Source organism: Angustibacter sp. McL0619 (genome assembly GCF_049994355.1).
Taxonomy (GTDB): Bacteria; Actinomycetota; Actinomycetes; order Actinomycetales; family Angustibacteraceae; genus Angustibacter.
In genome coordinates this window covers 2,416,764-2,442,703 of the sequence record NZ_CP188257.1, presented here as the reverse complement: position 1 = coordinate 2,442,703, position 25,940 = coordinate 2,416,764, and the positions used below count along the sequence as shown (strand labels likewise).

Annotated in this window: 22 protein-coding genes and 1 tRNA gene; 7 read left to right on the top strand and 16 right to left on the bottom strand. The window is 69.0% G+C overall.

Annotated elements, in window-relative coordinates; genetic code table 11:
- Window positions 1–101 precede the first annotated feature (101 nt).
- Entirely contained in the window at window positions 102–3,641 is a 3,540-nt protein-coding gene (gene metH, locus ACPPVT_RS11280; protein ID WP_426560257.1) for a methionine synthase, read from the bottom strand.
- Window positions 3,642–3,817: 176 nt separating this feature from the next.
- Here metH and ACPPVT_RS11275 point away from each other — a divergent pair, with 176 nt between their 5' ends.
- Complete coding sequence (locus ACPPVT_RS11275; protein ID WP_426560255.1) at window positions 3,818–4,675, top strand: PAC2 family protein; 858 nt, start codon at window positions 3,818–3,820, stop codon at window positions 4,673–4,675.
- Between the two features lie 114 nt (window positions 4,676–4,789).
- Here the strand turns inward: ACPPVT_RS11275 and mshC are convergent, their stop codons facing one another.
- The 4 genes from mshC to ACPPVT_RS11255 all read right to left on the bottom strand — a co-directional run bounded on the left by mshC (window position 4,790) and on the right by ACPPVT_RS11255 (window position 8,257).
- A complete protein-coding gene (gene mshC, locus ACPPVT_RS11270; RefSeq protein ID WP_426560253.1) occupies window positions 4,790–6,052 on the bottom strand; it encodes a cysteine--1-D-myo-inosityl 2-amino-2-deoxy-alpha-D-glucopyranoside ligase in 1,263 nt (420 codons plus the stop codon).
- Between the two features lie 58 nt (window positions 6,053–6,110).
- The gene (locus ACPPVT_RS11265; protein WP_426567129.1) at window positions 6,111–6,845 is read right to left on the bottom strand and encodes an SCO1664 family protein; all 735 of its coding nucleotides are present in this window, start codon (window positions 6,843–6,845) and stop codon (window positions 6,111–6,113) included.
- Between the two features lie 95 nt (window positions 6,846–6,940).
- Window positions 6,941–7,489 carry a DUF3090 domain-containing protein gene (locus tag ACPPVT_RS11260; protein WP_426560251.1) on the bottom strand — a complete coding sequence of 183 codons (549 nt, stop codon included), beginning with the start codon at window positions 7,487–7,489 and terminating at the stop codon, window positions 6,941–6,943.
- A gap of 27 nt (window positions 7,490–7,516) precedes the next feature.
- Entirely contained in the window at window positions 7,517–8,257 is a 741-nt protein-coding gene (locus ACPPVT_RS11255) for a histidine phosphatase family protein (RefSeq protein ID WP_426560249.1), read from the bottom strand.
- Between the two features lie 29 nt (window positions 8,258–8,286).
- On the opposite strand from ACPPVT_RS11255, the gene ACPPVT_RS11250 reads away from it, so the two are divergent.
- Entirely contained in the window at window positions 8,287–9,318 is a 1,032-nt protein-coding gene (locus tag ACPPVT_RS11250; protein WP_426560248.1) for a magnesium and cobalt transport protein CorA, read from the top strand.
- Between the two features lie 22 nt (window positions 9,319–9,340).
- On the opposite strand, the gene ACPPVT_RS11245 is transcribed toward ACPPVT_RS11250, so the two are convergent.
- The 3 genes from ACPPVT_RS11245 to ACPPVT_RS11235 are packed head-to-tail and all read right to left on the bottom strand — an operon-like array spanning window position 9,341 to window position 11,680.
- Entirely contained in the window at window positions 9,341–9,760 is a 420-nt protein-coding gene (locus tag ACPPVT_RS11245; RefSeq protein WP_426560246.1) for a GNAT family N-acetyltransferase, read from the bottom strand.
- 10 nt (window positions 9,761–9,770) lie between these two features.
- A complete protein-coding gene (locus ACPPVT_RS11240) occupies window positions 9,771–10,607 on the bottom strand; it encodes an undecaprenyl-diphosphate phosphatase (RefSeq protein ID WP_426560244.1) in 837 nt (278 codons plus the stop codon).
- Between the two features lie 5 nt (window positions 10,608–10,612).
- Complete coding sequence (locus ACPPVT_RS11235; protein WP_426567128.1) at window positions 10,613–11,680, bottom strand: LLM class F420-dependent oxidoreductase; 1,068 nt, start codon at window positions 11,678–11,680, stop codon at window positions 10,613–10,615.
- A gap of 143 nt (window positions 11,681–11,823) precedes the next feature.
- On the opposite strand from ACPPVT_RS11235, the gene ACPPVT_RS11230 reads away from it, so the two are divergent.
- Window positions 11,824–12,765 (top strand): aldo/keto reductase, encoded by a 942-nt coding sequence (locus ACPPVT_RS11230; protein ID WP_426560242.1) that lies wholly within the window; start codon window positions 11,824–11,826, stop codon window positions 12,763–12,765.
- Here the strand turns inward: ACPPVT_RS11230 and ACPPVT_RS11225 are convergent.
- Complete coding sequence (locus ACPPVT_RS11225) at window positions 12,762–13,082, bottom strand: hypothetical protein (RefSeq protein WP_426560240.1); 321 nt, start codon at window positions 13,080–13,082, stop codon at window positions 12,762–12,764. The genes ACPPVT_RS11230 and ACPPVT_RS11225 overlap by 4 nt on opposite strands.
- Window positions 13,083–13,172: 90 nt before the next feature.
- Between ACPPVT_RS11225 and ACPPVT_RS11220 the strand changes: the two genes are divergently transcribed.
- Window positions 13,173–13,358, top strand: a complete 186-nt coding sequence (locus ACPPVT_RS11220; protein WP_426560238.1) for a DUF5703 family protein — start codon at window positions 13,173–13,175, stop codon at window positions 13,356–13,358.
- 99 nt (window positions 13,359–13,457) lie between these two features.
- Window positions 13,458–14,975: an amino acid permease gene (locus tag ACPPVT_RS11215; RefSeq protein WP_426560236.1), complete on the top strand. Its 1,518-nt coding sequence runs from the start codon at window positions 13,458–13,460 to the stop codon at window positions 14,973–14,975.
- A 31-nt stretch (window positions 14,976–15,006) separates the two neighbouring features.
- On the opposite strand, the gene ACPPVT_RS11210 is transcribed toward ACPPVT_RS11215, so the two are convergent.
- Window positions 15,007–16,365 (bottom strand): M20/M25/M40 family metallo-hydrolase, encoded by a 1,359-nt coding sequence (locus tag ACPPVT_RS11210; protein WP_426560234.1) that lies wholly within the window; start codon window positions 16,363–16,365, stop codon window positions 15,007–15,009.
- 123 nt (window positions 16,366–16,488) lie between these two features.
- Here ACPPVT_RS11210 and ACPPVT_RS11205 point away from each other — a divergent pair.
- Window positions 16,489–16,571 (top strand) — tRNA-Leu (locus tag ACPPVT_RS11205).
- Between the two features lie 155 nt (window positions 16,572–16,726).
- On the opposite strand, the gene ACPPVT_RS11200 is transcribed toward ACPPVT_RS11205, so the two are convergent.
- From ACPPVT_RS11200 to ACPPVT_RS11190, 3 genes are all read right to left on the bottom strand, one after another.
- Complete coding sequence (locus tag ACPPVT_RS11200; RefSeq protein WP_426560232.1) at window positions 16,727–19,618, bottom strand: hypothetical protein; 2,892 nt, start codon at window positions 19,616–19,618, stop codon at window positions 16,727–16,729.
- A 668-nt stretch (window positions 19,619–20,286) separates the two neighbouring features.
- Entirely contained in the window at window positions 20,287–20,787 is a 501-nt protein-coding gene (locus ACPPVT_RS11195) for a hemerythrin domain-containing protein (RefSeq protein ID WP_426560230.1), read from the bottom strand.
- Between the two features lie 34 nt (window positions 20,788–20,821).
- Window positions 20,822–22,939, bottom strand: coding sequence for a catalase (locus ACPPVT_RS11190; protein WP_426560228.1), 2,118 nt, complete (start codon window positions 22,937–22,939; stop codon window positions 20,822–20,824).
- Window positions 22,940–23,257: 318 nt separating this feature from the next.
- Here ACPPVT_RS11190 and ACPPVT_RS11185 point away from each other — a divergent pair, with 318 nt between their 5' ends.
- Window positions 23,258–23,569 (top strand): hypothetical protein, encoded by a 312-nt coding sequence (locus ACPPVT_RS11185; RefSeq protein WP_426560226.1) that lies wholly within the window; start codon window positions 23,258–23,260, stop codon window positions 23,567–23,569.
- Between the two features lie 10 nt (window positions 23,570–23,579).
- Here ACPPVT_RS11185 and ACPPVT_RS11180 read toward each other — a convergent pair whose 3' ends face one another.
- The 3 genes from ACPPVT_RS11180 to ACPPVT_RS11170 form a co-directional block, all read right to left on the bottom strand.
- Window positions 23,580–24,761 (bottom strand): zinc-dependent alcohol dehydrogenase, encoded by a 1,182-nt coding sequence (locus tag ACPPVT_RS11180; protein ID WP_426560224.1) that lies wholly within the window; start codon window positions 24,759–24,761, stop codon window positions 23,580–23,582.
- A 116-nt stretch (window positions 24,762–24,877) separates the two neighbouring features.
- On the bottom strand, window positions 24,878–25,510 hold the full coding sequence (locus ACPPVT_RS11175) for a DUF3618 domain-containing protein (protein ID WP_426560222.1): 633 nt from the start codon (window positions 25,508–25,510) through the stop codon (window positions 24,878–24,880).
- Window positions 25,507–25,914 (bottom strand): phage holin family protein, encoded by a 408-nt coding sequence (locus tag ACPPVT_RS11170; protein WP_426567127.1) that lies wholly within the window; start codon window positions 25,912–25,914, stop codon window positions 25,507–25,509. The genes ACPPVT_RS11175 and ACPPVT_RS11170 overlap by 4 nt, the downstream gene beginning before the upstream one ends.
- Between the last annotated feature and the right edge of the window lie 26 nt (window positions 25,915–25,940).

The following is a 25,940-nucleotide window of genomic DNA, read 5'->3' as shown; positions in this document are numbered from 1 at the left end:
GTCCGAGCGAGCAACGATCCGCGGTCACCCGTGGATGGGTTGATCTTCCACCCGACGTCTCCGTCTCCGCGGTTCAACGCTCATGGTCGCCGGCGGGGAGCTCAGGTCGCATTGAAGTACTTGGCCTCCGGGTGGTGGACGACGATCGCGTCGGTGGACTGCTCGGGATGCAGCTGAAGCTCCTCGGACAGCTCCACGCCGATCCGCGAGGGGTCCAGCAGCTCGACCAGAGCACGTCGGTCCTCGAGCTCGGGACAGGCCGGGTAGCCGAACGAGTAGCGCGAGCCGCGGTACCCCTGGCGCAGGATCTCCCCCAGGTCGTCGCTGTCCTGCGGGCCGTGGCCGAGCTCCTCACGGACCCGTGCGTGCCACATCTCCGCGAGGGCCTCGGTCAGCTGCACCGACAGTCCGTGCAGCTCGAGGTAGTCGCGGTAGGCGTTGGCCGCGTAGAGATCCGCAGCGCGAGCGGACACGGTGCTGCCCATGGTGACCAGCTGCAGCGCGATCACGTCGGTGTCGCCCGAGTCGCGGGACCGGAAGAAGTCTGCGAGGCAGAGCCGGCGGTCACGGCGCTGGCGTGGGAAGGTCCAGCGCACCCGCTCCTCGCCGGCCTGCGGACCTTCGTGGTGCAGGATGACGAGGTCGTTGCCCTCGCTGACGCACGGGAAGTAGCCGTACACGACGGCGGCCTCCATCAGGCCCTCGGTGTGCACCCTGTCCATCCACATCCGCAGTCGGGGACGTCCCTCGGTCTCGACCAGCTCGTCGTACGACGGACCGTCGCCACGGGCGCTCTTCAGGCCCCACTGCCCCAGGAAGGTCGCGCGTTCGTCCAGGTACGACGCGTAGTCGGCGAGGGCGACGCCCTTGACTACCCGGGTCCCCCAGAACGGCGGCTTCGGGACGTCGACGTCGACCGCGACATCCGAGCGTCGGGTGTCCGGGCCGGCGTCCGGTTCCGAGACCTGGGCCACCTGTCGGACCCGCCGCTTGCGCAGTGCGGGAAGGGTATCGGCGACGCTGGTGCCCGGATCAGCCTTGGCCTTGGCGATCGCGTCCATCAGCCGCAGACCCTCGAAGGCGTCACGCGCGTAGCGGACCTGCCCCTGGTAGATCTCGGCCAGGTCGTCCTCGACGTACGCGCGAGTCAGCGCCGCACCACCCAGCAGCACCGGCAGGTCCGCGGCGATCCCCCGTGAGTTGATCTCCTGGAGGTTCTCCTTCATCACGACCGTCGACTTGACCAGCAGGCCGCTCATCCCGATGGCGTCGGCACGGTGCTCCTCGGCGGCGCGCAGGATCTCGCCGACCGGCTGCTTGATCCCGATGTTGACGACGTCGTACCCGTTGTTGGACAGGATGATGTCGACCAGGTTCTTACCGATGTCGTGCACGTCGCCCTTGACGGTAGCGAGCACGATCGTGGCCTTGCTCTCGCGGACCGAGCCGTCCTCACTGCCTTCGATGTGCGGCTCGAGGTAGGCCACAGCGGTCTTCATCACCTCGGCCGACTGCAGCACGAACGGCAGCTGCATCTCACCGCGTCCGAACAGCTCGCCCACCACTCGCATGCCGTCGAGCAGGTTCTCGTTGATGATGTCCAGCGCGGACTGCCCGGTGCCGAGCGCCTCGTCGAGGTCGCCTTCCAGTCCCTTGCGCTCGCCGTCCACGATGCGCCGAGCGAGCCGCTGGGCCAGCGGCAGTGCCGCGAGCTCCTCGGCGCGGCCGGCCTTGACCGCGGCCGCGTCCACTCCCTCGAAGAGCTCCAGGTAGCGCTGCAGCGGGTCGTACTCGACCTGTCCGCTGGAGCGGTCGTCGTCAACCCAGCGCCGCCGGTCGTAGACCATGTCGAGCGCGACCCGGCGCTGCTCGTCCTCGATCTTGGTCATCGGCAGGATCTTGGCCGCGTGCACGATGGCCGAGTCCAGACCGGCCTTCAGGCACTCGTGCAGGAAGACCGAGTTGAGCACCACGCGCGCGGCCGGGTTGAGCCCGAACGAGATGTTGGACAGCCCCAGGGTGGTCTGCACGTCCGGGTAGCGGCGCTTGATCTCGGCGATCGCGTTGATCGTCTCCAGGCCGTCCTTGCGGGTCTCCTCCTGACCGGTCGCGATCGGGAAGGTGAGCGCGTCGACCATGATGTCCGACGTCTGCATCCCCCACTGCTCGACCAGCGCGTCGATGGTCCGGGAGGCGACGGCGACCTTGCGTTCGGCCGTGCGCGCCTGGCCCTCCTCGTCGATGCACATCACGACCACGGCGGCACCGTGCTCGCGGATCACCGGCATGACCCGGGCGAAGCGGCTCTCCGGCCCGTCGCCGTCCTCGTAGTTGACCGAGTTGACCACTGCCCGGCCACCGAGCAGCTCGAGGCCGGCCTCGATCACGGCGGGCTCGGTGGAGTCGAGCATGATCGGCAGCGTCGAGCTGGTGGCCAGGCGACTGAGCAGCGCCTTCATGTCTTGCGCGCCGTCGCGTCCGACGTAGTCGATGCAGACGTCCAGCAGGTGCGCGCCGTCACGGGTCTGCGAGCGGGCGATCTCCAGGCACTCGTCCCACTTCTGGGCCAGCATCGCATCGCGGAATGCCTTGGAGCCGTTCGCGTTGGTCCGCTCACCGATCGAGAGGTAGGCGGTGTCCTGCCGGAACGGCACAGGGGCGTACAGGCTCGACACGCCCGGCTCCGGGCGCGGCCGACGGGCGGTTAGCGGGCGGCCGCGGACCGCCTCGACGACGAGCCGCAGGTGTTCGGGCGTGGTGCCGCAGCAGCCGCCGACCAGGGCGAGCCCGAACTCCTCGGTGAACTGGGAGTGCGCCGCCGCCAGCTGCTCGGGCGTCAGCGGGTAGAACGCGCCGTCCCGGGACAGCTGCGGCAGGCCGGCGTTCGGCATCGCGGTGACCGGGATCCGGGCGTGCTTGGACAGGTGCCGCAGGTGCTCGCTCATCTCCGCCGGCCCGGTGGCGCAGTTCAGCCCGATCGCGTCGACGCCGAGCGCCTCCAGCGAGGTCAGAGCGGCGCCGATCTCGCTGCCGAGCAGCATCGTGCCGGTGGTCTCGACGGTCACCTGGACCATCACCGGAAGGTCCTCGCCGGCGTCCCGCAGCGCTCGCTTGAGGCCGACCACGGCAGCTTTGGCCTGCAGCAGGTCCTGCGCGGTCTCGACCAGCAGCGCGTCGGCGCCCCCCTCGATCATCGCGGCGCCCTGCACCTGGTACCCGTCACGGAGCACGGCGTACGGGGCGTGGCCGAGCGAGGGCAGCTTCGTGCCAGGCCCCACCGAGCCGATCACGAAGCGCTGCTGGTCAGCCGTCGTCCACGCGTCGGCGCTGGCGCGGGCCACTTGCGTGCCGGCCAGCGCGAGCTCGTGGATCCGGTCACTGATGTCGTACTCGCCGAGAGCGGCGAAGTTCGTACCGAACGTGTTCGTCTCGACCGCGTCGACCCCGACCCCGAAGTACTCGTCATGCACGGACCGGACGACGTCCGGCCGGGTCACGTTGAGCACCTCGTTGCAGCCCTCGTGACCCTGGAAGTCCTCCATGGTCGGGTCGGCTGCCTGGAGCATCGTGCCCATCGCGCCGTCGGCGACGAGCACTCGTGAGTGCAGTAGCGAGCGGAACAGGTCGGAGCGGCTGCTCATGAGGGACCTTCGTGCCGGAAACAGGGGGCGGGTGAGGCAGGCAGAAGTCTAGGCCGAGCGCCACGCCGTCCCGACAGGTGCCCGCATGCTGACCGTCTGAGCACGACGAAGGATCTAGGCTGGGGGGTGGTGGCGCACCACGCGCCGCCGCTGTCGTACGTCGTGGGGAGGCATGGGTGATCGAGCTCGCGCAGTGGCCCGAGCTGACCGACCCGGTGATGATCGCCGCCTTCGAGGGGTGGAACGACGCCGGTGAGGCGGCCACGTCCGCCCTGGAGCACCTGGCGCGGATCTGGGGGGCGGAGCCGTTCGCCGCACTGGACCCGGAGGACTACTACGACTTCCAGGTGAACCGTCCCAGCGTCGCCCGCGAGCCGGACGGTCTGCGCCGGGTCACCTGGCCGACCACCCGGCTGCTGGCCGCGCACGTGCCCGCGCTCGGTCGAGACGTGATCCTGGTCGACGGGATCGAGCCGTCCATGCGCTGGCGGTCCTACGTCGTCGAACTGCTCGAGGCCGCCGACCGGCTTGGCGCACAGGCCCTGGTCACCGTGGGGGCCCTGCTCGCCGACGTCCCGCACACCCGGCCGATCCCGATCACCGGCACCAGCGACGACGAGCTGATGCTCAGCCGCGACGGTGTGGAGCGCTCCCACTACGAGGGTCCGACCGGCATCGTCGGGGTGCTGAGCGACGCCGCGGCGCAGGCCCAGCTGCCGGCGCTGTCGCTGTGGGCCGCCGTGCCGCACTACGCGGGTGGCGGGCCGTCGCCCAAGGCGACGCTCGCGCTGCTGCGTCGCATCGAGGAGCTGCTCGACGTCACGCTGGATCTGGAGGACCTGCCGGACCAGGCGTACGCGTGGGAGCACGGGGTGGACGAGCTGGCCGAGGGCGACAGCGAGGTCGGCGAGTACGTGCGGGCCCTGGAGGAGGCCAAGGACACCAGCGAGTTGCCCGAGGCGTCCGGCGAGGCGATCGCGCTGGAGTTCGAGCGCTACCTGCGACGCCGGGACGACGAACCCCCCAAGCGCTGACCCGTCGCATTGTTGATCACGTTAAGTGGGTGCAGACCCGCTTCTCGAGGGTTCTAGCCCACGTCAAGCAGGGCTCCGCACACATAACGTGATCAACAACGGAGGGGGGCAGGCTCAGATGCGGACGCCGAGCAGGGCGTCCAGCGCTCGCGCGAGGACGCCGGGCGCGCCGGGCTCGTCGCCACCGCGGGTCAGTTGCTGGTCGGCCCAGCGGTCCACCGCGGCCAGCGCGTTTGCGGTGCGCAGGTCGTCGGCCAGGCACTCGCGCAGGTGCTGCACGGTCTCGCTGGCCGACGGCCCACCCTCCCGGGACAGAGCCGCGCGCCAGCGCTCCAACCGCTTCTGCGCGGCACGCAGGGTGTCGTCCGTGTAGTACCAGTCGGTGCGGTAGTGGTGCGCGAGCAGGGCGAGCCGGATCGCCGTCGGGTCGACCCCGTCCCGGCGCAGCTGCGAGACCAGCACCAGGTTGCCCCGGGACTTGCTCATCTTGTGCCCGTCCAGACCGACCATCGCCTGGTGCACGTACGACCGCGCGAACGGCCACTGCCCGGACAGCGACGCGGCGTGCGCCGCACTCATCTCGTGGTGCGGGAACACCAGGTCGGTGCCACCGCCCTGCACGTCGAAGGCCATGCCCAGCTGCCGAACGGCGATGGTGGAGCACTCGATGTGCCAACCCGGCCGTCCCGGCCCCAGCGTGCCGCCGTCCCAGCTGGGCTCCCCCGGCCGCGCCGCGCGCCAGAGCAGGGCGTCCAGCGCGTCGCGCTTGCCGGCTCGGTCCGGGTCGCCGCCGCGCTCCGCGTACACCTCGAGCATCTGCTCGCGGCTCCAGCTGGACACCGCGCCGAACCTGGCCTGGCTGGCCACGTCGTAGTAGACGTCCTGGAGCGCCCCATCGGCGCCCTCGCCGGCCGGCACGTGGACGCCGTACGCCGCACCACCGGCCACCAGCGCACGGACGTCGGCCGCGATGTCGTCGACGGAGTCGACCACGCTGACGTAGTCGTCCGGCGGCAGCACGGCCAGCGCGGTCATGTCTTCGTGGAACAGCGCGATCTCCCGCTTGGCCAGGTCTCGCCAGTCCAGCCCGTCCCGCTCGGCCCGCTCGAGCAAGGGGTCGTCGATGTCGGTGACGTTCTGCACGTAGTGCACGCGGTGGCCGTTGTCCCGCCAGACCCGCTGCACGAGGTCGAAGGTGACGTAGGTCGCCGCGTGCCCGAGATGAGTGGCGTCGTAGGGCGTGATGCCACACACGTACAGCGACGCCGTGGGCCCTGGGCTTGTCGGCCGCAGCTCACCTGAGGCCGTGTCGTGGATCCGCAACGGAATCGGTGGCCCTGGAACGGCGGGGACCGAAGGGGAGGGCCAAGACATCACGTAGGCAGCCTATCGATCGGCTGGGCCGGGCCCTGCACCCGTCCCCGCCGACGTCGGCTCAGAACGGCGGCCAGGGGATGATCGGGCCGTACAGGTCCGGTTCGGGGAAGCGTCCGGCACGGACCAGCGCGTCGACCCGCTGCCGGGTGCGGCGCACCTCCGCCGGCGCAAGCAGGTCCGACAGGTCTTCGGCCAGCTGACCGCTGGGTCGCAGCTGCGCGGCCAGGGCGACCAGCACCTTGTGCGTGTCCGGCGGCAGTCGGCGTCCCTGCCAGCCCCACAGCACGCTGCGCAGCTTGTCCTCGATGTTGAAGCTCAGCCCGTGGTCGACACCCCACAGGTGGCCGTCGCGGTCGACCAGGACATGGCCACCCTTGCGGTCCGCGTTGTCGATGACCGCGTCGAAGACCGCCATCCGGGCCAGCCGCTCGTCGTCGCGGTGCACGAGGACGACGTCGCTGCCCTCGCCGTCCTGCGCGTTGAGCACCGACAGCCAACCGGCCGCGACGCCGCCGAGCGGGACGACGTCCACCATCTCCTGTGCGTCGTCGGTGTCGATCCACAGCTGCACGCTGCCCGGCCCGAACGGACCCTCGCGCCAGACCGTCGGCGGGACGAGGTCCCAGCCCGACGCGACGGACACCAGGTAGGCCGCCACCTCCCGCCGACCGAGGGTGTCGTGCGGAAAGTCTCGCAGCGGCCGCTCCCCCGCGACCGGCTTGTAGATGCAGTGCGCCTCGGAGCCGTCGAACGTGATCGCGGCGTACAGGGTCGCGTTCGAGGCCGCGGTCATCCGCCCCTCGACGACGAGGTCGCCCTCCCGCAACAGCTCGAGCGCTCGCTCGTGCGACGGCGCACCCGCCCCCTGCTGCGGGGACGCCGCCCGGTTCACCGTCGGTGGCCGTTGGCCCGCGGGCAGATGTGGCCCTCCGGGTCCAGCGGGTTCCCGCAGAACGGACACGGCGGCCGGCCGGCCTCGACCACGGCGACTGCACGCTTGGCGAACGCCCTGGCGGCTGCGCCGGTCAGGCTGACCCGCATGACCATCGCCTCCGGCGAGGGCTCGAGCTCGCCCTCCTCGCCGACGTCCTCACCGACCTCCAGGCACTCGATCACGACCCGCTCGGCCTCGGCGTCCCAGGTCAGGCTCATCGTGCCGACCCGGAAGTCCTCCTCGACCGGTGTGGTCAACGGGGCGCTGTCACCCATCCCCACCGGAGTCATCGCCGGTACCGGCGCCTGCCCACCCGTGCGGCGGACCACCTCGTCGAGGAGCTCGTCGACCCGCTCGGCCAGCACGGCGACCTGCTGCTTCTCCAACGACACGCTGGTCACCCGGGTGCCAGCCGACGCCTGCAGGAAGAAGGTGCGCTGGCCGGGCTCGCCGACGGTACCGGCGACGAAGCGCTCCGGGTCGTCGTAGTCGATGACGGGCATGAGGACGACCCTACGACGCCGAACCGGCTACGCGCCTCCGCCCACCACCGCGTCGCTGCTGGACGCGGCGGCGGCGATCTTGTCGGACGCCCTGGACCGTCGCTTGCGCGGCGGCGGCAGCATGCCGGACAGGTCACCGCCGACGTCGTTGCTGCTGATCACGAACGGACGGGTCGGCGAGTAGTGCACGGCAGAGATCGAGCACGGCGACACCAGGATGCGTTGGAACTGGTCGAGGTGCGCGCCGAGCGCGTCGGCCAGCACGGCCTTGATCACGTCGCCGTGCGAGACCGCCACCCAGACCGCGTCGTTCCCGTGCTCGGCGGCCACTCGCGCGTCCCACTCCCGGACGGCGTCCAGCGCCCGGGTCTGCATCGCACGCATCGACTCGCCGTCTGCGCCCGGGAAGACGACAGCACTTGGATGCTGTTGGACGACGTTCCACAGCGGGTCCTTGACCAGCGTCTTGAGCTCGCGTCCGGTCCAGTCGCCGTAGTGGCACTCGCCGATGCGTTCGTCGGACACGACCTCAGGACGGTTGGGTTGCTTCGGGCCCGGAACAGCCGTGATGGCGGCCGCGGTCTGCTGGCAGCGCTCGAGCGGGCTCGCCACGATCGCGGCCAGCGGTAGCACGGACAGCCGTTCGGCCAGTGCAGCGGCCTGCTTGCGACCCTGGTCGTCGAGCTCGACCCCGGGAGTCCAGCCGGCCAGCACGCCCGAGGCGTTCGCAGCGGTCCGTCCGTGGCGGATCAGTAGGACCGTAGGCACGTCAACACTGTACGGGGCAGGATGGCAGGGTGATCGTCGACCAGGCCGTGTACCGAGACGGCAGACGCCAGCCGTGCGCGGATCTGTCCGACGAGCTGGCCAAGCTCGCCGACGTCCCCGACGGCTTCCTGTGGATCGGTCTGAAGGACCCCACGGACGCAGAGTTCGACCTCGTCAAGGGCGAGCTCGGGCTGCACCCGCTGGCTATCGAGGATGCCGTCAATGGCAACCAACGGGCCAAGATGGAGGTCTACGACGGCTCGCTGTTCGTGGTGCTGAAACCGTTGCGCTACATCGAGGAGAGCTCCCAGGTCGAGACCGGCGAGGTGATGCTGTTCGTCGGCGAGCACTTCGTGGTCACGGTGCGCCGCGGTGAGGCGAACCCGCTCGCCGAGGTCCGACGTCGCCTCGAGGCGAACTCCGAGCACCTGGCGTATGGCCCGGCTGCCGTGCTGCACGCGGTGATGGACGACGTGGTCGACCGCTACGTGGCGATCGACGACGAGATCGCGCACGACCTCGAGCAGATGGAGGAGAGCGTCTTCGCGGGCGAGGTCGAGGTCGAGGCGTCCGCGCTCGGTGATGCGCCGCCGCCCGTCCCACATCGTCGCCGCGGCGGCGAAGAGGCCCGGAGGATCTACCTGCTCAAGCGCGAGGTGCTGGAGTTCCGTCGGGCGGCCGTGCCGCTCAAGGACGCGATGTTGCGGCTGCACCAGCACCCGACCCCGAACGTGCCGGACGAGGCGCGGCCGTTCTTCCGCGACGTCGCGGACCACCTGCTGCGGGTGATCGACCACATCGAGTCCTACGACCGGCTGCTGTCCGACATCCTGTCCGCTCACCTGACTCGGGTATCGGTGCAGCAGAACGACGACATGCGACGAATCTCGGCCTGGGCCGCGATCGGGGTCGCGGTGACTCTGATCGCCGGGGTCTACGGGATGAACTTCCGGCACATGCCCGAGCTGGCCTGGACGTTCGGCTACCCGATGGCGATCGGGCTGATGCTGGTCGTCTCCACCGTGCTCTACCGGCAGTTCAAGAAGTCCGGATGGCTGTGAGTTCGGCGAGCTGTGAGGTCGGCTAGAACCGGCGCGCCATCGCGACCGACGCCGGCGCGGTCTCGGTGAAGCCGAACTGCGCGTACAGGTGCCGAGCGTCGCCGTCCGCGATCAGCGAGACGTAGGCGCTGTGCGGCGCCCGCCTGGCCAGCTCGTCGGTGAGCTCGGCCAGGATCCGCTTGCCGAGACCGCGACCCTGGTGCTGCGGCAGCACGCAGACGTCGACGATCTGGAAGTGGCACCCGCCGTCGCCGATCACCCGACCCATGCCGACCGTCTCCGATCTGTACCGGACGACGACCCCGTACCAGGTGTTCGGCAGGCCCAACGCCGCGGCCTGGGCCGTCTTGGGGCTCAGCCCGCAGTCGACCCGCAGCCGACGGAAGGTCTCGACGTCCGGGGCGCCGGGCTCGATCAGGTAGCGGTCGGTCAGTTCGTTCACCTCAGGCAGCCTAGGTTGCGGACAGCACCCCGGTGACGAGCAGGATGGCGGTGGCGAGCGCCAGGGCCACGCGGTACCAGATGAAGACGGTGATCGGGTGCTTCACGACGAACCGCAGCAGCCAGGCGATCGAGGCCAGCGCGACGACGAACGACACGATCGTGCCGACCAGGATCTGGCCCCAGCCGACGACGGCGGTGTCGACGTCCTTGAGCTCGAAGAGGCCGGCGGCGGTCAGCGCCGGGATGGCCAGGAAGAAGGACAGCCGGGTGGCGGTGACCCGGTCCAGTCCGCGCAGCAGGCCGGCCGAGATCGTGGCACCGGACCGCGAGACGCCCGGGATCAGCGCGATGCACTGCACGAACCCGATCACCAGCGCGTCTCGCATGCGCAGGTCCTGCTCACCGCGGCGCTGGGTGGCCTTGGCCTCGGCCCACCACATCACGACGCTCCAGCCGATCAGTGCGACGACGACGACCCAGAGGTTGCGCAGCGGGCCGGTGATGAAGTCCCGGGCCAGGAAGCCGACCACCGCGATCGGCAGCGACCCGGCGATCACGTACCACGCGAGCCGGTAGTCCTGCTCGTCCCGAAGGCTCTTGTCCCGCAGGCCGCGCACCCAGGCCACGACAAGCCTGATGATCTCCCGGCCGAAGTACAGCAGGGTCGCCGCGATGGCACCGAGCTGGATCACGGCCGTGAACGACGTGATCGCCGCCGAGTCCACGTCCAGGCCCATCAGGCCCTCGGTGATGGTCAGGTGGCCGGTGCTCGAGATAGGGAGGAACTCGCTGAGTCCCTCGACGACTCCGAGCAGCACGGACTGGGCGTAGGTCAGGTCGCTCACGGGTGTCAGGCTGCCAGACCGGAGGCTTCCAGGACCTGCGCCATCGTGCGGATCGTGTGCAGACGTTGCTCGAGGGTTGCGTCGAACGCAGAGACCGTCAGGGTGGTGACCCCGGCCTCGGCGTACGCGGCCAGGCGGTCGCGCACCCGGTCCGGCGGCCCGATCAGCGCGGTCGAGTCGATGAGCTCCAGCGGAACGGCGGCGGCGGCCTCTCGGTGCTTGCGGTCCAGGAACAGGTTCTGCACCTCGGCGGCCGCCTCGTCATAGCCCATCCGCACGGCGAGCTGGTTGTAGAAGTTCTTGTCCCGGCTGCCCATGCCGCCCAGGTAGAGCGCGGTGTAGCCGCGCACGGGCGCCGCGCAGGCCTCGAGGTCGTCGCCGAACACGACGGGGACGGTGGGTACGACGTCGAACCCGACCATGACGTCCTCGGCGTTCGCGGCCCGTCCCCCCCGGACCCGGCCGGCGCGCAGTGGTGCCATCGACACGTCCGCCTGCTCGGGGCTGAAGAAGATGCCCAACCAGCCGTCGGCGACCTCCCCGGTCAGCTCGAGGTTCTTGGGGCCGACCGCTGCCAGGTAGAGCGGGATCTCCGCACGCACCGGGTGCACGGTGAGCTTGATGGCCTTGCCCGGTCCGTCCGGCAGCGGCAGGGTGAAGTGCTCGCCCTCGTAGCGCAGGGTCTCGCGGCGCAGTGCCTGCCGGACGATCTCGGCGTACTCGCGGGTGCGGCCAAGGGGCTTGTCGAAGCGGACGCCGTGCCAGCCCTCCGAGACCTGCGGGCCGGAGACACCGAGACCGAGCCGGAAACGTCCGTGGCTCAAGGTGTCCAGTGTCGCCGCGGTCATGGCGGTCATCGCGGGCGTGCGCGCCGGGATCTGGAAGACCGCGCTGCCGACGTCGATCCGGTCGGTCTGCGCGGCCACCCAGGTCAGCACCGTCGCGGCATCCGAACCGTAGGCCTCCGCCACCCAGGCGACGTCGTAGCCGAGCCTGTCGGCCTCACGGGCGAGGGCGAGGTTGTCGGCGTCGTTCCCCAGCCCCCAGTAGCCGAGGTTGAGCCCCAGCCGCAGGCGTCCCGGGGTGTGCACGGCTCTGGTCCTGGGCGCGTCAGCGGGTCGGGGCTCAGCCATGCGGGAGACGATAACGGCCCCTGGCGAGCCTGGACGGAGCGGCGTGCGTGGCGTGGCCCACACCGCCGGTAGCGTGTCGCTCCATGGAGCAGCGGTACGTCGGGGCGTCGGGTCTGCGGGTCTCCCGGCTCGCGTTGGGCACGATGACCTGGGGCCGGGACACGGACGAGCACGAGTCGCGAGACCAGCTGGCCGCGTTCCTCGAGGCGGGCGGCACCTTCGTGGACACCGCCGCCGGGTACGGGGACGGCGCTGCCGAGGAGCTGCTCGGTGCGCTGCTACCGGAGATGTCCTCGCGTGAGGACGTGGTCATCTGCACCAAGGCCGGGATCTCCCGCCGGAGCGGCACCAGAGTGGTCGACACCTCACGCCGAGCCATGCTGGCGTCGCTGGACGGCTCGCTGGCCAGGTTGGGTACCGACCACGTCGACCTGTGGCTGGCGCACGCGTGGAGCGACGACGTCCCGCTGGAGGAGACGCTCTCGGCCCTCGAGCTCGCGGTGAGCAGCGGCCGGGCGCGCTACGTCGGGGTATCGAACTACGCGGGCTGGCAGAGTGCGCGCGCGGCCACGCTGGCCGAGCTGCACGCGGCCGGCGCGCTGGTCACGAACCAGGTCGAGTACTCCCTGCTCGACCGGGACGTGGAGGACGAGGTCGTGCCGTCCGCCCGCGCGCTCGGGATGGGGGTGATGGCCTGGTCGCCGCTCGGCCGTGGCGTGCTGACCGGCAAGTACCGGGCCGGGACGCCGGCCGACTCCCGGGCCGCCTCACCGCACTTCGCGGCGTTCGTCGAACGGTTCCTGGATGAGCGCGCCCGGCGCATCGTCGACGCCGTGGTCACCGCGGCGGACGGGCTGGGCTGCTCCCCCGCGGAGATCGCCCTGGCCTGGGTGCGGGACCAGCCCGGGGTCGTCGCACCGGTCGTCGGCGCCCGGACGGCCGCGCAGCTGCGCGGCACGCTCACCAGCGAGGACGTCGAGCTGCCGCCGCAGATCCGCGACGCGCTGGACGAGGTCTCCGTCTAGGACGAACGCGCCGGCTCGTTGTCGTCGACCTCGTCGTAGTCCTCGTCGTCCAGGCCGGTGTAGCTGCCGCCGCCCTCGACGTCGTCCGGCTCGTCGAACTCGTCGTCGTCTTCCTCCCCGCGGTAGACCTCCAGCGGAGTGACCTCGTCGAACGCGTCCATCAGCGCGTCGTCGTAGTCCTCGAAGGCCTCGGCGAGCGCCCGGTAGGCGTTGACCACGACGGGGTCGTTCTCACCCCGCCTGCCGGCAGCAGCCTCGAGGTGGCGCTCGAGGGCAGCCACCAGAGCGTTCAGCGCGGCGCGCGGGTCTGTCGTCATGGTTCGACGGTAGCCCTCGGCAGGCCTGTGTGGCACCAGCATTGCGTTCCGTTCTGGCGGATCGGCCCGACGCGTGCAGAATGGGCAACGATGATCGAGTACGAGTACCGGGTGATTCGTGTGCCGCCCCAGGTCACCCGAGCTGACGCCAAGGCGATGCTCGTCGAGCACGCCGAGTACGGGCGGTGGGAGCTGGCGCGTGTCCGGCTGCTTCGCGGGGGTGCGCGCACGGTGTGGCTGCGCCGGCGGATCATCCGCGTGCGTCGCACGGCCTGAGGTCCTGTCCGGTCCGAGCGAAATGCGTGATCTGCGCGCCGGGACTACGTTCGGCTGAGGCGTCAGGGAGGCGTCTGCAGGCGGAGCGGGGAGTCCGAGATGCAGCTGACGCGGACGAAGTCGGTCGAGCAGTCGATCAAGGAGACCGACGAGCCGGAGCACAAGCTCAAGAAGAGCCTGTCCGCCTGGGACCTGACGGTGTTCGGGGTCGGCGTGATCATCGGCACGGGCATCTTCGTGCTGACCGGCAAGCAGGCCGCGCTGAACGCCGGGCCGGGTGTGGTCCTGTCGTTCATCCTGGCCGCGATCGCCTGTGGGCTCGCGGCCATGTGCTACGCAGAGTTCTCCAGCACCGTACCGGTGGCCGGAAGCGCCTACACGTTCTCCTACGCGACCCTCGGTGAGCTGGTCGCGTGGATCATCGGCTGGGACCTGGTGCTCGAGCTCGGCCTCGGCGCGGCGGTGGTGGCTCGCGGCTGGTCGGCCTACCTGCAGAACCTGTTCGACCTGCCGACCTGGCTCGCGGGCGACGAAGCGATCCCGGACTTCGGCGCCATCTTCATCGTCGCCTTGCTGGCGGTCGTAGCGATCGTGGGTGCCAAGCTGTCGGGGCGGGTCACCGGTGTCCTGGTGGTCATCAAGATCGCGGTGGTGCTGCTGGTCATCGTGGTCGGCGCGTTCTACATCAAGACGGCGAACTACCACCCGTTCATCCCGCCGTCCAAGCCCAAGTCCGAAGAGGTGAGCGGGCTCACCCAGCCGCTGATCCAGGCGCTGTTCGGACTCGAGCCGACGTCGTTCGGCATCTTCGGCGTGGTCGCCGCCGCCTCCGTGGTGTTCTTCGCCTACATCGGCTTCGACATCGTCGCCACGGCGGCCGAGGAGACGAAGAACCCGAAGCGGGACATGCCCCGCGGGATCATCGGTTCCCTGGTGATCTGCACCGTGCTCTACGTCCTGGTCAGCCTGGTCATCACCGGCATGGTGAAGTACGACAAGCTGAACTCGGCCGCACCGCTGGCTGAGGCGTTCAAGCTGAACGGCGTGACCTGGGCGTCCAAGCTGATCTCGCTCGGAGCCGTCTGCGGCATCACCACCGTCATCCTCGTCCTGATGCTCGGTCAGAGCCGGGTGCTGTTCGCCATGGCGCGCGACGGGCTGCTCCCTCGCGGTCTGGCCAAGGTGCACCCCACCTTCGGGACGCCGTACGTGATCACGATCATCACGGCGGCGTGCATCGCGGCCCTGGCCGCGTTCGTGGACCTTGAGAAGCTGTCCGAGATGGTCAGCATCGGCACGCTGTTCGCGTTCGTGGTGGTCTCCGCCGGGGTGATCATCCTGCGCCGGACCAGGCCGGACCTGGAGCGCTCGTTCAAGACGCCGGGTGTCCCGTGGCTGCCGATCCTGGCGATCCTGGCCTGCGTGTGGCTGATGTTGAACCTGCCGGTGGAGACCTGGCTGCGCTTCATCGTGTGGATGGTGATCGGCTTCGTCATCTACTTCGTCTACGGGGCCTCGCACAGCCGGGTGGGCATGCGAGCGGCCAGTGGCGAAGGTGAGGCGACGGCGGAGAGCGTGGCTGCCGACCGGCGAAAGTCGTTGGAGGACAACGACTGAGCGGTGCTCGACCGGCTCTGCAGCCGCCCGCTCAACAGGTGCGTAAGAGCCTGTCCAGGACGCGGGTGCCGAAGGCCAGGGCGTCGATCGGAACCCGCTCGTCGACGCCGTGGAACATGGCCGGGAAGTCCAGCTCGGCCGGCAGCTGCAACGGCGCGAAGCCGAAGCCTCGGATGCCGATGGTGCTGAGCGCCTTGTTGTCGGTGCCGCCGGACAGGCAGTAGGGCAGCACGGGGGCACCGGGGTCCTCGGCCTGGATCGCGGCCACCATCCGGTCGACCAGTCGGCCGTCGAACGACGTCTCCAGCGAGGTGTCCCGATGGTGCACGTGGACGTCGACGTGCTCGCCGGCAAGCTCTCGGACCGTCGCCAGCAGGGACTCCTCGTGGCCCGGCAGGAAGCGACAGTCGACGAAGGCCTCCGCCGTCTGCGGGATGACGTTGTGCTTGTAGCCCGCCTTCAGCATCGTCGGGTTGGCGGTGTCCCGCAGGGTGGCCCCGACGAAGCGGGCGACGGTGCCGAGCCTGCCGAGCAGCTCGGAGGGATCGTTCGGGTCCAGCTCGACGCCGGTGATCTCGGTGACGCCGCCCAGGAACTCGCGGACGGTCGGGGTGATCTCCAGCGGCCACTCGTGCGCGCCGATCCGCCCGACGGCGGCACCCAGGCGGGTCACCGCGTTGTCGGTGGCGATCTGGGAACCGTGCCCGGCCCGCCCGTTGGCCACCAGGCGCAACCAGGTGATGCCCTTCTCGGCGGTCTGCAGCAGATAGAGCCGCACCGGGTCGCCGTCCTTGCCGTCGACCGTGACCGAGTAGCCTCCGACCTCGCTGATCGCCTCGGTGACGCCGTCCAGCAGGTCGCGACGGTTCTGCACCAGCCAGTGGCTGCCCAGCACGCCGCCGGCCTCCTCGTCGGCGAAGAACGCGAACACCAGGTCGCGCGGGGGTCGGCGCCCCGTACGAGCCAGGTCGCGGAGCACGGCCAGCATCATCGCGTCCATGTCCTTCATGTCGACCGCGCCGCGACCCCACAGACTGCCGTCCTGCACCTCGCCGGCGAACGGGTCGACCCGCCAGTCCGCCGCGTCGGCCGGGACGACGTCCAGGTGTCCGTGCACCAGCAGAGCCCCGCGGTCGCGGGTGCCCTCCGGGTCGCCCTCGACCCGCACCACCACGGTGGCGCGGGTGGCCTCGCTCTCGACCAGCTCGGGCTGGAGACCGACCTCGGTGAGCAGGCCCATGACGTGCTCGGCGGCGGCCCGCTCCCCCGGTCCGGAGCCGTCCCCGTAGTTGCTGGTGTCGATGCGCAGCAGGTCCTGGCACAGCTCGGTGACCCCGGCCACCGCGTCGTCGCCGATAGTGTCGGTGGTCGCTTCGGAGGAGTCACTCACCCGGTCACCGTAGTGCGCGGACAAGCCGCTCGGGAGCCTTCGGGGTGGTCAGGGACGAGGTGCCCCGCGTGTTAGTCTCTACGTCGCATCGCTGAGCCTCGTGCAGGCCCGGTGATCCACCTCGTCCGGGTGGCGGAATGGCAGACGCGCTAGCTTGAGGTGCTAGTGCCCTTAGGGGCGTGGGGGTTCAAGTCCCCCTCCGGACACCGAGTTCTGATGCTCTGAACTGCGGATTTCCTTCGTCGGCGCGGTACGTCGATGGGTGCCGGGGGTCGATCCCCACAGGATGTCGGTCACGATCGAGGTCGTCCACCGTCACAAGCAGATGCTTCGCTCACCTGACTGGACACTTGCGTGCTGGTCATGGCGTGCTGGGCCGCGGCGTATCGGTGGTCGACGCGGTTGGCGTCGGCAGCGGCAGCGGCTTGGTCACTTGAGGAGGTGTGAACAGCTCGTGCCCGAGCTGAGTGAGGGTGGCCGTGGTTGCCACTGTCAGCGTCGCGGCGACAGCAGCCGCGACTGCGGTGCCCCAGCCTGCCAAGAAGCGCAGGCGATACAGAGTCTGCAGCTGGGCCCACCCGTAACCCGCTCGACTCAAGGTGTACCAGTCCGCCGCGAGGCCCAGTGGTAGACAGACCGCGGTGATCTGGGCCACGGAGACTGCAGCCGCTGAGAAGGTGAAGCTGCCTGTGACCAATGACAAGACAGGGACTACAGCCAGCGTGATGAGCAGCGTCAGCCCCTTCTGCAGTCCTGTATGTCCACGCAGGAAGGCGAAGCTGTAGCCAAACAAGAAGCCCACGAGCGGCCAGTGAGCCAAGGCGAGCGACCACTGGACGCACAGCACGAGGAGAGCTCCGGGGTCCAGGGTAAGAGATGGATGTGGCAATTGCGCTGCCCCCAACGCCACCCATGGCAAACCAAGCAGCGCGCCTGCCAGAGCCCCGACCCGGCCACCGACCCAACCAGTCCTCGGCCCGCTCAAGGCCATCGACGCTGGACCGTTACCTTGACGTGGTCTGCTGACATTCGGGCCGGTCATGACCGGATTCGACGGCGTCGTGCCCGAGGCACGTCGTGAGGAGGCAGGCGTCAGGCCGGTGACGCGGGTGAGTAGTCCCCGGTGCCACGAGTGTCGAGTCGTCGAGGCGGACTCTGGTCGATTCGTCCCGTTCTCCGAAGGACTCCGAGACTCAGCGGGCGCCGAGACGGTGAGCGAATTCACCAGGGCGGCAACACGTTCGTCCTGCTGGCGGCGAGACTGATATCCACCGCCGTGCGCGACGAGCCGCTCGATCGCATCGCGCGGGAACAGTCCAAGTGCGACAACACTCCAAAATGCAAGGAAAGCTGCCGGCAGCGGTCCGAAGAGTTGCAGCGTGCTCGGTGCCGCAATCAACAGCGCGAACGCGATTGAGGCCCTACGGTGCCAAGTCAGGCGCGCACGGAACGCCGTCCCGCTCCGCTTTCGAAATTCCTGCTTCCCGTCCGTGGTGTCTTGGCGTCCGGCCCGATCGATGCCGACTACGAGAACGAACAATGCTCCGGTGAGGCACAGGGTGCCAAGGGAAGTGGCTAAACCATAGAAGTCGTACAGACTCGGCTCGGCCGCGCTCCCATCGAACGAGCTGACCTTCCAACCCAAGGCCAGCAGGATGACCACAAGCCCGATCGCCGGCACCACCAGCCTCGCATCGGCTCGCATGACGGAACCAACGCTGGGCCGTACGAGCGAGTTCTCGGTGTGTTTGAAGACGCTTCGCAGGAGCAGGACGAACGCGGTCAATGAGATGGCTGCCGTGATGACAGGGACAAGGTGGACCATCACAGCGAGCCAACCGCGCGGGCCGCTGTTCAGCGGCGCGAGGGTCGTCAACGTACCAACCACGACAGCGGCAAGTGTACCGGTGAACAGGGGAAATGCCCGACGGCCCAGGGTGATGGCAACACAGGCGGCAGCCAGGAATGCGGCCAGAACTGCCACACCCGTCCACCGGATCAGTTCGCCTGCCTGACCGAAGTCATCCAGGCTTGGCCAACGGCGCCACGCCGGGGTCGCTGCCACAAGAGAGGCGGTGACCAACACGAGGAATGCTGCGAGAACGCCCACAGCCGAGAATCTCGCGATCGCCGACGTGACCTTGTGCCCTGAGATTGCGTCTCTACCTTCCAGGCCTTCCTGCGCGGCCGCGTGCGCTACTACTGGCCACACGGTCGCAAGCCCGGCGACCAGGATCACCAATGATCCCGAGAGCTTCGGGTAGGCGGCTTGCCTAAAGGTGGAAGTCCTGCTCAACAGATACGAGAGCATGTCGTTCTCGGCCGTCGAGACAGCACTGCTATAGCGGATAAAGAGCGTCAACCCGGCCAGGACCAGGAGAACTCGACTCAGATAGGTCGCCAGTCGGGCCACGACTGGTGATAGCCCCAGCAGCAAATCATCCCGCCCCGTTTGGCTGGCGTGCGGCCGAACAGCGATCAGAGCGGCAGCAACGAGAAGCGAGAGCGCACTCACCAGCCCCAACCACAGATCCCGAAGCTCCGCCCAGGGTGGCCCAGTCGTGCGAAGCCATCCGCTGCGCTGAAAGCGGGTCTGGACTGTGGCAGAGCCAGGCTCGGCCGAATACACCACCTCGATGTCGTCGGGAAGCGAGCCGTCGCCCGTGGCGGCGGGGACTCTCAGCACGACCGCCTGCCGAGCGGTGCTGGAGACGACGTCAGCGCGTAGTGGGCTCAACCGCCGACCCTGGGGACCGTGATGAAACAGTCGCACCGCCTGCACACCACGGGACGTCGCCTCGGCGCTTAGCGTGATGACTGGGCGAAAGCAGGGGGCGTCGCAGAATTCGGCCGGCGGGTACAACACCAGCGACACTGCTCTTGTCGGAACTTTCGAGAAGTTGCCCCTCATCTGAAGGATCCACGAGAGCTTCCCCGCGCGCCGAGGGCACTCGTTCGGCACGGCCCTGCCGTCAACGGCGTCCGTGCCCTCAATCGCCCCTTCCTCAACCGTCGGCGGTTCCCATTGGAGGGCACCTCCAGTCCGGTCGAACGACGTCTTCTGAGGTTGCGAGGGGTCATCACTGGGGCGTTCGAAATCCAGGAAGCCGAATATCGTGTCCGCAAGGGAATCGGGATAGTTCCGAGCGTCACCTCTCAGAGCAGCCAGGGCCAAGGGGTGACCCACCGGTAATCCGACCGCGACATCGGCGGAAAAAAGCGATGCTGAAACCTGTGTCACGGAGATCCTCACCGGGAAACAGCCCGGACCCTTATCGGCCACCGATCGCCAGTCCGCGAACTGCTGAGGCGTTTTACGCACAGGCGGTGGGCGCACCCACGGAGCAGAGTCCGCCGCAACCAACGTGTTCCAGGACTCGGCCTGGACCGCCTGGGCGACATCGACTGCGGCGGTGGCAACCGGCAAGAGCAGCGCCGCGCCGACGAGGGCCAGTCGGCGACGTGATGTTGGCTGCATCGCCTATCCGCCCTCCCCAGCGCTAGGACGAGGGCAAGCCATGGAACTGGGATACCCTCGCGCGAATCTTCACGATGCCTGGCCTAGCTGATTCCAAGATGCACCGAGCAAGAGCCATGCTGCAAGGCCCAACCCGCGATGAACCCGAAGGCCTCCACCAGTCCGATTCACCATCTCGGCGAAGAGCAGTTCGAGCAGGCAACGCGCCAGACTCGATCGCAGCAACAACGTCCATCTGCTGCCGAACTACCGCCTGGGTCGAGGTCTGCGGTTTCGCCCGAGCAGACGTGGAGAACTGGATCGAGCAGCAGCGCCGCCTTCAATCCCGACGTCCCGATGATTCCTCGCGAGGTACGGAAGCTTCCTGCTCCAGCCAACTCGCCTGCTACTGACTGCAGCGACCGAACTCGCCACGAAGCTCGGGGCCCGAACAGCTGCCACCGTTACGCGATGACGGCGTCGACGGCCTTCTTCAGGGCGCTGGGCTGAGCCGGTGACCGGGGCGCCTTGCCCTTGAGCTCGAGCATCTGGGCACCCAGCTCTTGCAACTGCTTGCGGCCGAGCCCTGCACGAACCTTGGGGAACCAGTCGATCTCCTCCTCGTCCATGTGGTGCTCGACGTTCTCGATGAGCACGGTCATCTTGGCGTCGAAACGCTCGGCGTCGGCGCTCATGCCGGACAGTTCGAACACCAGGACGTCGGCGACGTGGTGCTCCTCGTAGGACTCCAGGATGTCGTCCTCCAGGTCCGGCAGCAGGGCGCGGACCTGCGGGTACATGCACTCGTTCTCGATGTAGGTGTGCACGGTCAGACCCTCGATGATTTGCTTGGCCAGACGGTCCTTGGTCTTCGTGGCGTCATCGCCGGCCGCCTCGAACTGGCGGAACAGCTTGCGCATGGCCTTGTGGTCATCGCGAAGCAGAACGATTGCGTCTTTGGACATGTCGCATACTCCAGAGGTAGTGGCGGTCGGCGTACTACGGCTGCGCGGGCAGGGTGAATTCGGGGAACCTGTCCCAGGCCCGGTGCAGGCCCAGTGCGGTCAGCAGGTCCTTGCGGTGGGCCGCAGTGGTGCGCTCGGCAACCAGGACGCCCGGGCGGTCCAGCTCGACGCCGGCGGCGGTTAGGGCGTCGGCGCCGTCACCCCAGGCACCGATGGCTTTGCAGTGCCGGAACATCTCGTGCAGCAGAATCCGGACCTTGATGTCGTCTGTGCCGGTGGTCCGGTCTGCGACGAGCACCGCGTCCAGCTCGATAGAGCGGACGGTCAGGAAGGTCCGGTCGACGGTCAGCGCCGTCTTGCCCTTGGTGACCTGGCCGCCGTGCGGGGCGATGACCAGCAGCGTGACCCCGGCCGCATCCAGGGCGGCGTGCAGTTTCGCGACACCCGCCAGGTCTGCGCCGTCCGCGACGATGACGCCCACCTTGCGCCCGTCGACCGGGCCAGGCCTGGTGACCATCTGGGACAGGGCGGGCGACGCCGTCACGTCGCCCGGCTCTCGTGTCGCGGCCGGGACCGGGAGGCCCAGCCCGGCGGCGACGGCGGCGCACAGCTGCGCGTCGATGTTGGCCAGGACGGCGAGCTCGCGCTCCTTGATGGCCTGCTCGTAGACCTTGCCGAGCTCGAAGGTGAACGCCTCGACGATGTGGGTCTTCTCGACGTCGCTCATGCTCGCCCAGAACAGCGTCGCCTGGCTGAAGTGGTCGTCGAACGAGACGGGAGCAATGTCGGACACCCCGGTCTGCCGGACGACGTTGCCGACCACGGGCCGGGCGATCTGGACGTAGCCGCCGCTGCTGGCGGCCGCGACCTCGGGCTCTCCGCCGAGGGAGTTGGGCAGGTAGGGCGCCACGCCCTCGTGCACCGCGGTCTGGTGCATGCCGTCGCGCAGGTTGTCGTTGACGCCAGCATGCGGGCGGTTGATGGGGATCTGCCCGAAGTTGGGTCCGCCGAGACGGGTGAGCTGGGTGTCCAGGTAGGAGAACATCCGCCCCTGCAGCAGCGGGTCGTCGGTGACCTCGATACCGGCGACCAGGTGCCCGGTGTGGAAGGCGACCTGTTCAGTCTCGGCGAAGAAGCTCGTCGGGTTGGCGTTCAACGTCAGCCGCCCGATGGGCTGCACCGGCGCGAGCTCCTCGGGCACGATCTTGGTCGGGTCGAGCAGGTCGATGCCCTCGAACGTCTCATCCTCGGTGTCCGGGAACACCTGCACGCCTAGCTCCCACTGCGGGAAGGCGCCGGCCTCGATGGCGTCCGCCAGGTCGCGTCGGTGGAAGTCCGGGTCCGCCCCGGCCGCGATCTGCGCCTCCTCCCAGACCAGCGAGTGGACGCCCAGCACGGGCTTCCAGTGGAACTTCACCAGGGAGGTCGAGTCGTCGGCGGCCACGAGCCGAAAGGTGTGGACGCCGAAGCCCTCCATGGTCCGGTAGGAGCGCGGGATGCCGCGGTCCGACATCGCCCACATCACGTGGTGCGTCGCTTCGGTGTGCAGCGACACGAAGTCCCAGAACGTGTCGTGCGCCGTCTGCGCCTGCGGAATCTCCCGGTCCGGATGCGGCTTGGCGGCGTGAATGACGTCGGGGAACTTGATGGCGTCCTGGATGAAGAACACCGGCATGTTGTTGCCGACCAGGTCGAAAGTGCCCTGCTCGGTGTAGAACTTCGTCGCGAAGCCGCGCACGTCACGGACCGTGTCGGCCGAGCCACGTGAGCCCAGCACCGTGGAGAACCGGACGAAGACCGGTGTCTGGACGCCCTCGGCCAAGAACGCCGCCTTGGTCAGCGCCGACGCCGCGCCGTAGCCCTCGAAGACACCGTGCGCCGCGGACCCACGAGCGTGCACGACGCGCTCCGGGATGCGCTCGTGGTCGAAGTGGGTCATCTTCTCGCGGAAGTGGAAGTCCTCCATCAGCAGAGGCCCACGGGCGCCCGCGGTCAGCGAGTGCTCCGTGTCGGGCAGCCGGACGCCCTGCGCCGAGGTCAAGAACGTCCCGGACTGGGACCGGTAGTTGGACTCAGGGCTCACGGGGCATCCCGTGGGGCCAACAGGAGCCGGGCTCTGCTGGTCGGGCTGGGGGCGGACGGGTTTTGCCATTGCGGCTCCTCAGTCATTCGGTGGGGCGCCGCATGCTTGACACCACCTTGCTCCGGTGTCGACGGTAACGCGCCGTGGAAGGCTGCGCCCGTTGGAGCGCAACGGACCTGGCGCTCCGGGTGAGTCCAATGGCTTCTTGAGCCAACCCACCGAAGGCATCCACCAGCAGCTACCTCGAAACGACACCCGGTAGCCAGCACCACCACCAATACTGGCTCCGGCACGAGGGAATGGACTGGGTTCCTCACGGCGTTACACCCGTGCACAGTGGTCCAGCCATGGCGCCACCAACGTTGGTTTGAGTGGCTGGAGTAGCCCGTGACCGCTTTCGACGTCCGCACAATGCCCGCCGGATTGGCCGATGCCGTAGCCGCGCACCTCAATCGCGTCGCACGCCCTCCCCGCAGCACCCAGCAGCTCCTTGCCAGCGCCTACGCGCAACGCCTGTCGCTCCTTCGCAGCGCCGCCAGCGAGAAGGCGCTGCACGAGAACTCCCGGCTCATCGACCGGCTCGAGACGCGGCACGGCACTGAACTGGCCGCCACAGCGGTGACCATCGATCTGCGGGACATGCCGAACGGGCAGCCCCGAACCGCTCTGACGCCGGACCCGGCCCTGTACCTGGGCTGACCGCGGCGGCCTAGGGGCGCAGGACGACCTTGATGGCCCCGTCCTCCTTCTTCTGGAAGATCTCGTAGGCGTGCGCGGCCTCGGCGAGCGGGAGGCGGTGGGTGGCGAAGGACTCGACGTCGAGCGGGTCGTCGTCGGTCAGCAGCGGCATGATGTCCGGCACCCACTTCTTCACGTTGGCCTGGCCCATCCGTAGCTGGATCTGCTTGTCGAACATGGTGGCCAGGTCCATCGGGTCGGCGGCGCCGGCGTACACCCCGATGACCGAGACGGTGCCGCCGCGACGCACGATGTCGATGGCCGAGGCCAAAGCAGCGAGCTGGTCGACGCCGGCGGCCTTGGCGACCGGGGCAGCAATCGCGTCGGGGAGCCTTGAGGCGACCTGGAGCATCGCCCGAGCCCCGGGTGAGCCATGCGCTTCCATGCCGACCGCGTCGATGACCGCATCCGTGCCCCGGCCATCCGTCAGGTCGCGAATGGCGCCTCCGAGGTCGTCGTCGTTCTCGCTGAGGTCCACGACCTCGATGCCGCGGGCGCGGGCTCGCTCGAGCCGTTCTGGTACGAGGTCGACGGCGACGACGCGGTTGCCGTCGTGCTGGGCGATGCGGGCGGCCATGTCGCCGATGGGTCCGAGGCCGAGCACGGTTACCGACCCGTCCTTTGGCACGTCGGCGTATCGCACCGATTGCCAGGCGGTGGGCAGCACGTCGGACAGGTACACAAACCGTTCGTCCGGAGGTCCGTCGGGGACCTTGATGTGGGTGAACTGCGCCTGTGGCACGCGCAGGTACTCGGCTTGCCCGCCCGGCACCTGGCCGTACAGCTTGGAGAAGCCGAACAGGGCCGCGCCCATGCCCTGGTCGCGCACCTGGGTGGTCTCGCACTGGGTGTACAGCGCCTGGTCGCACATGAAGCAGCGCCCGCACGAGATCTGGAACGGGATAACCACCCTGTCCCCCACCTTGAGGTCGCCGGCGTCGGAGCCGACCTCCTCGACGATGCCCATGGGTTCGTGGCCCATCACGTCTCCGGCGTCCATGAACGCGCCGAGCGTCTCATACAGGTGCAGGTCCGAGCCGCAGATGTTCGTGCTGGTGATCTTGATGATGGCGTCGGTCGGATCCTGGATCTGCGGGTCGGGGACCTCTTCGACACTGACCGAACGCTTGCCTTGCCACGTCACTGCTCGCACATCAACCTCCGAGTCTCAAGATGAGGTACACCGCCGGGCGGCGGGACGTTCATGCCGCCGCCTTCCTGAGTGCACGCGGCACGGTCGAGCTCCTCGTCGGTGCTGCCGTCACCTCGCTAGACCTCGCCACGTTCGACGTCGCCGCCGCGCTCGGTCTGCTGCTGCTCCTTCACGTCTCGGGCTGCGTCCTGGGCGTCGCTGCGGACGTCCTGTGCGGCGGAGGTTCCTTCGGCCTTGACAGTCTGGGCCGCGTCGGTCGCGGTGTTCTTGACGCTCTGCGCCGCCTGCTGCGCAGGCTCCTTCAGGTTCTGCGCGGCGTCCTTGGCGACCGCGGTGGCCTCATCCTTGAGCGGCTCAGCCTTGTCCTTCGCCTTCGCGGCGACCTGCGCCTCGACATCGGTCGCGGGTGCCAGGGACGCGATGAGCGCGCCGAGACCGAACGCGATGAGCCCGGCAGCCAGCGGGTTGCCCCGAGTTCGGGACCTCACCGCCGCAGGTGCGTCGCTGGCGGCTCCTGCCACTACGCTACCGGCTGAGCTGACACCATCGCCGGCCGACGACGCCCCTTCGCTCACCGTGCCCATGACGGTGTCCTTGATGCTGGACGCGCGGACGGTGACCTTCTCGACCTGGCGGCGAGCGACGTTCTTCGGGTTGACCTCATCCGTCAGTCGGTCGACGTTGGCGCTCAGGTCGGCGCGGGTGCGTTCGATGTTCTCGCGGATCTGCTCCGGGTCGTTGCTGCTCATCGGTTCTGCTCCTCATGTCCTTTGACCGCTGGGGGGATCTTCTTGACTGTCTCCGCGGTGCGGTCCAGGCCGCGGATGGTCTTCAGCTCCTTCCTGCCCATCAGGGCGAGCACGGCGGCGATGACCGCCCAGACGGCCGTCACGATGAGCGCGGACCACCCGCGTCCGGTCGCGTTGCCGATCGCCCACCACGCTGCGATGGAGAGGAACAGGAGAACGAAGTGGCCGGCCGTGGCGGCACCGGCGAGCATGCTGGCACCCTTGCCCGCCTTGGTCGCGGACTCGCGGGCCTCGGCCTTGGCCAGCTCCAGCTCCTGCCGGACCAGCTCGGACAGGTCCCGGCTGACGTCGCCGAGGAGCTCCCCGATAGACGGCCGCCCGTCGCTCGAGCCACCGGCAGGGATTGCGTGTGCGCCCTGACTCCCGGACG

What these genes read in the sequence shown, in the direction of transcription:
- metH (WP_426560257.1), bottom strand. Translation starts at nt 3,641, where the DNA reads ATGAGCAGCCGCTCCGACCTGTTCCGCTCGCTACTGCACTCACGAGTG.
- ACPPVT_RS11265 (WP_426567129.1), bottom strand. Translation starts at nt 6,845, where the DNA reads ATGACCGCGGCCTCGAACGCGACCCTGTACGCCGCGATCACGTTCGAC.
- ACPPVT_RS11260 (WP_426560251.1), bottom strand. Translation starts at nt 7,489, where the DNA reads ATGCCCGTCATCGACTACGACGACCCGGAGCGCTTCGTCGCCGGTACC.
- ACPPVT_RS11230 (WP_426560242.1), top strand. Translation starts at nt 11,824, where the DNA reads ATGGAGCAGCGGTACGTCGGGGCGTCGGGTCTGCGGGTCTCCCGGCTC.
- ACPPVT_RS11225 (WP_426560240.1), bottom strand. Translation starts at nt 13,082, where the DNA reads ATGACGACAGACCCGCGCGCCGCGCTGAACGCTCTGGTGGCTGCCCTC.
- ACPPVT_RS11220 (WP_426560238.1), top strand. Translation starts at nt 13,173, where the DNA reads ATGATCGAGTACGAGTACCGGGTGATTCGTGTGCCGCCCCAGGTCACC.
- ACPPVT_RS11215 (WP_426560236.1), top strand. Translation starts at nt 13,458, where the DNA reads ATGCAGCTGACGCGGACGAAGTCGGTCGAGCAGTCGATCAAGGAGACC.
- ACPPVT_RS11195 (WP_426560230.1), bottom strand. Translation starts at nt 20,787, where the DNA reads ATGTCCAAAGACGCAATCGTTCTGCTTCGCGATGACCACAAGGCCATG.
- ACPPVT_RS11190 (WP_426560228.1), bottom strand. Translation starts at nt 22,939, where the DNA reads ATGGCAAAACCCGTCCGCCCCCAGCCCGACCAGCAGAGCCCGGCTCCT.
- ACPPVT_RS11175 (WP_426560222.1), bottom strand. Translation starts at nt 25,510, where the DNA reads ATGAGCAGCAACGACCCGGAGCAGATCCGCGAGAACATCGAACGCACC.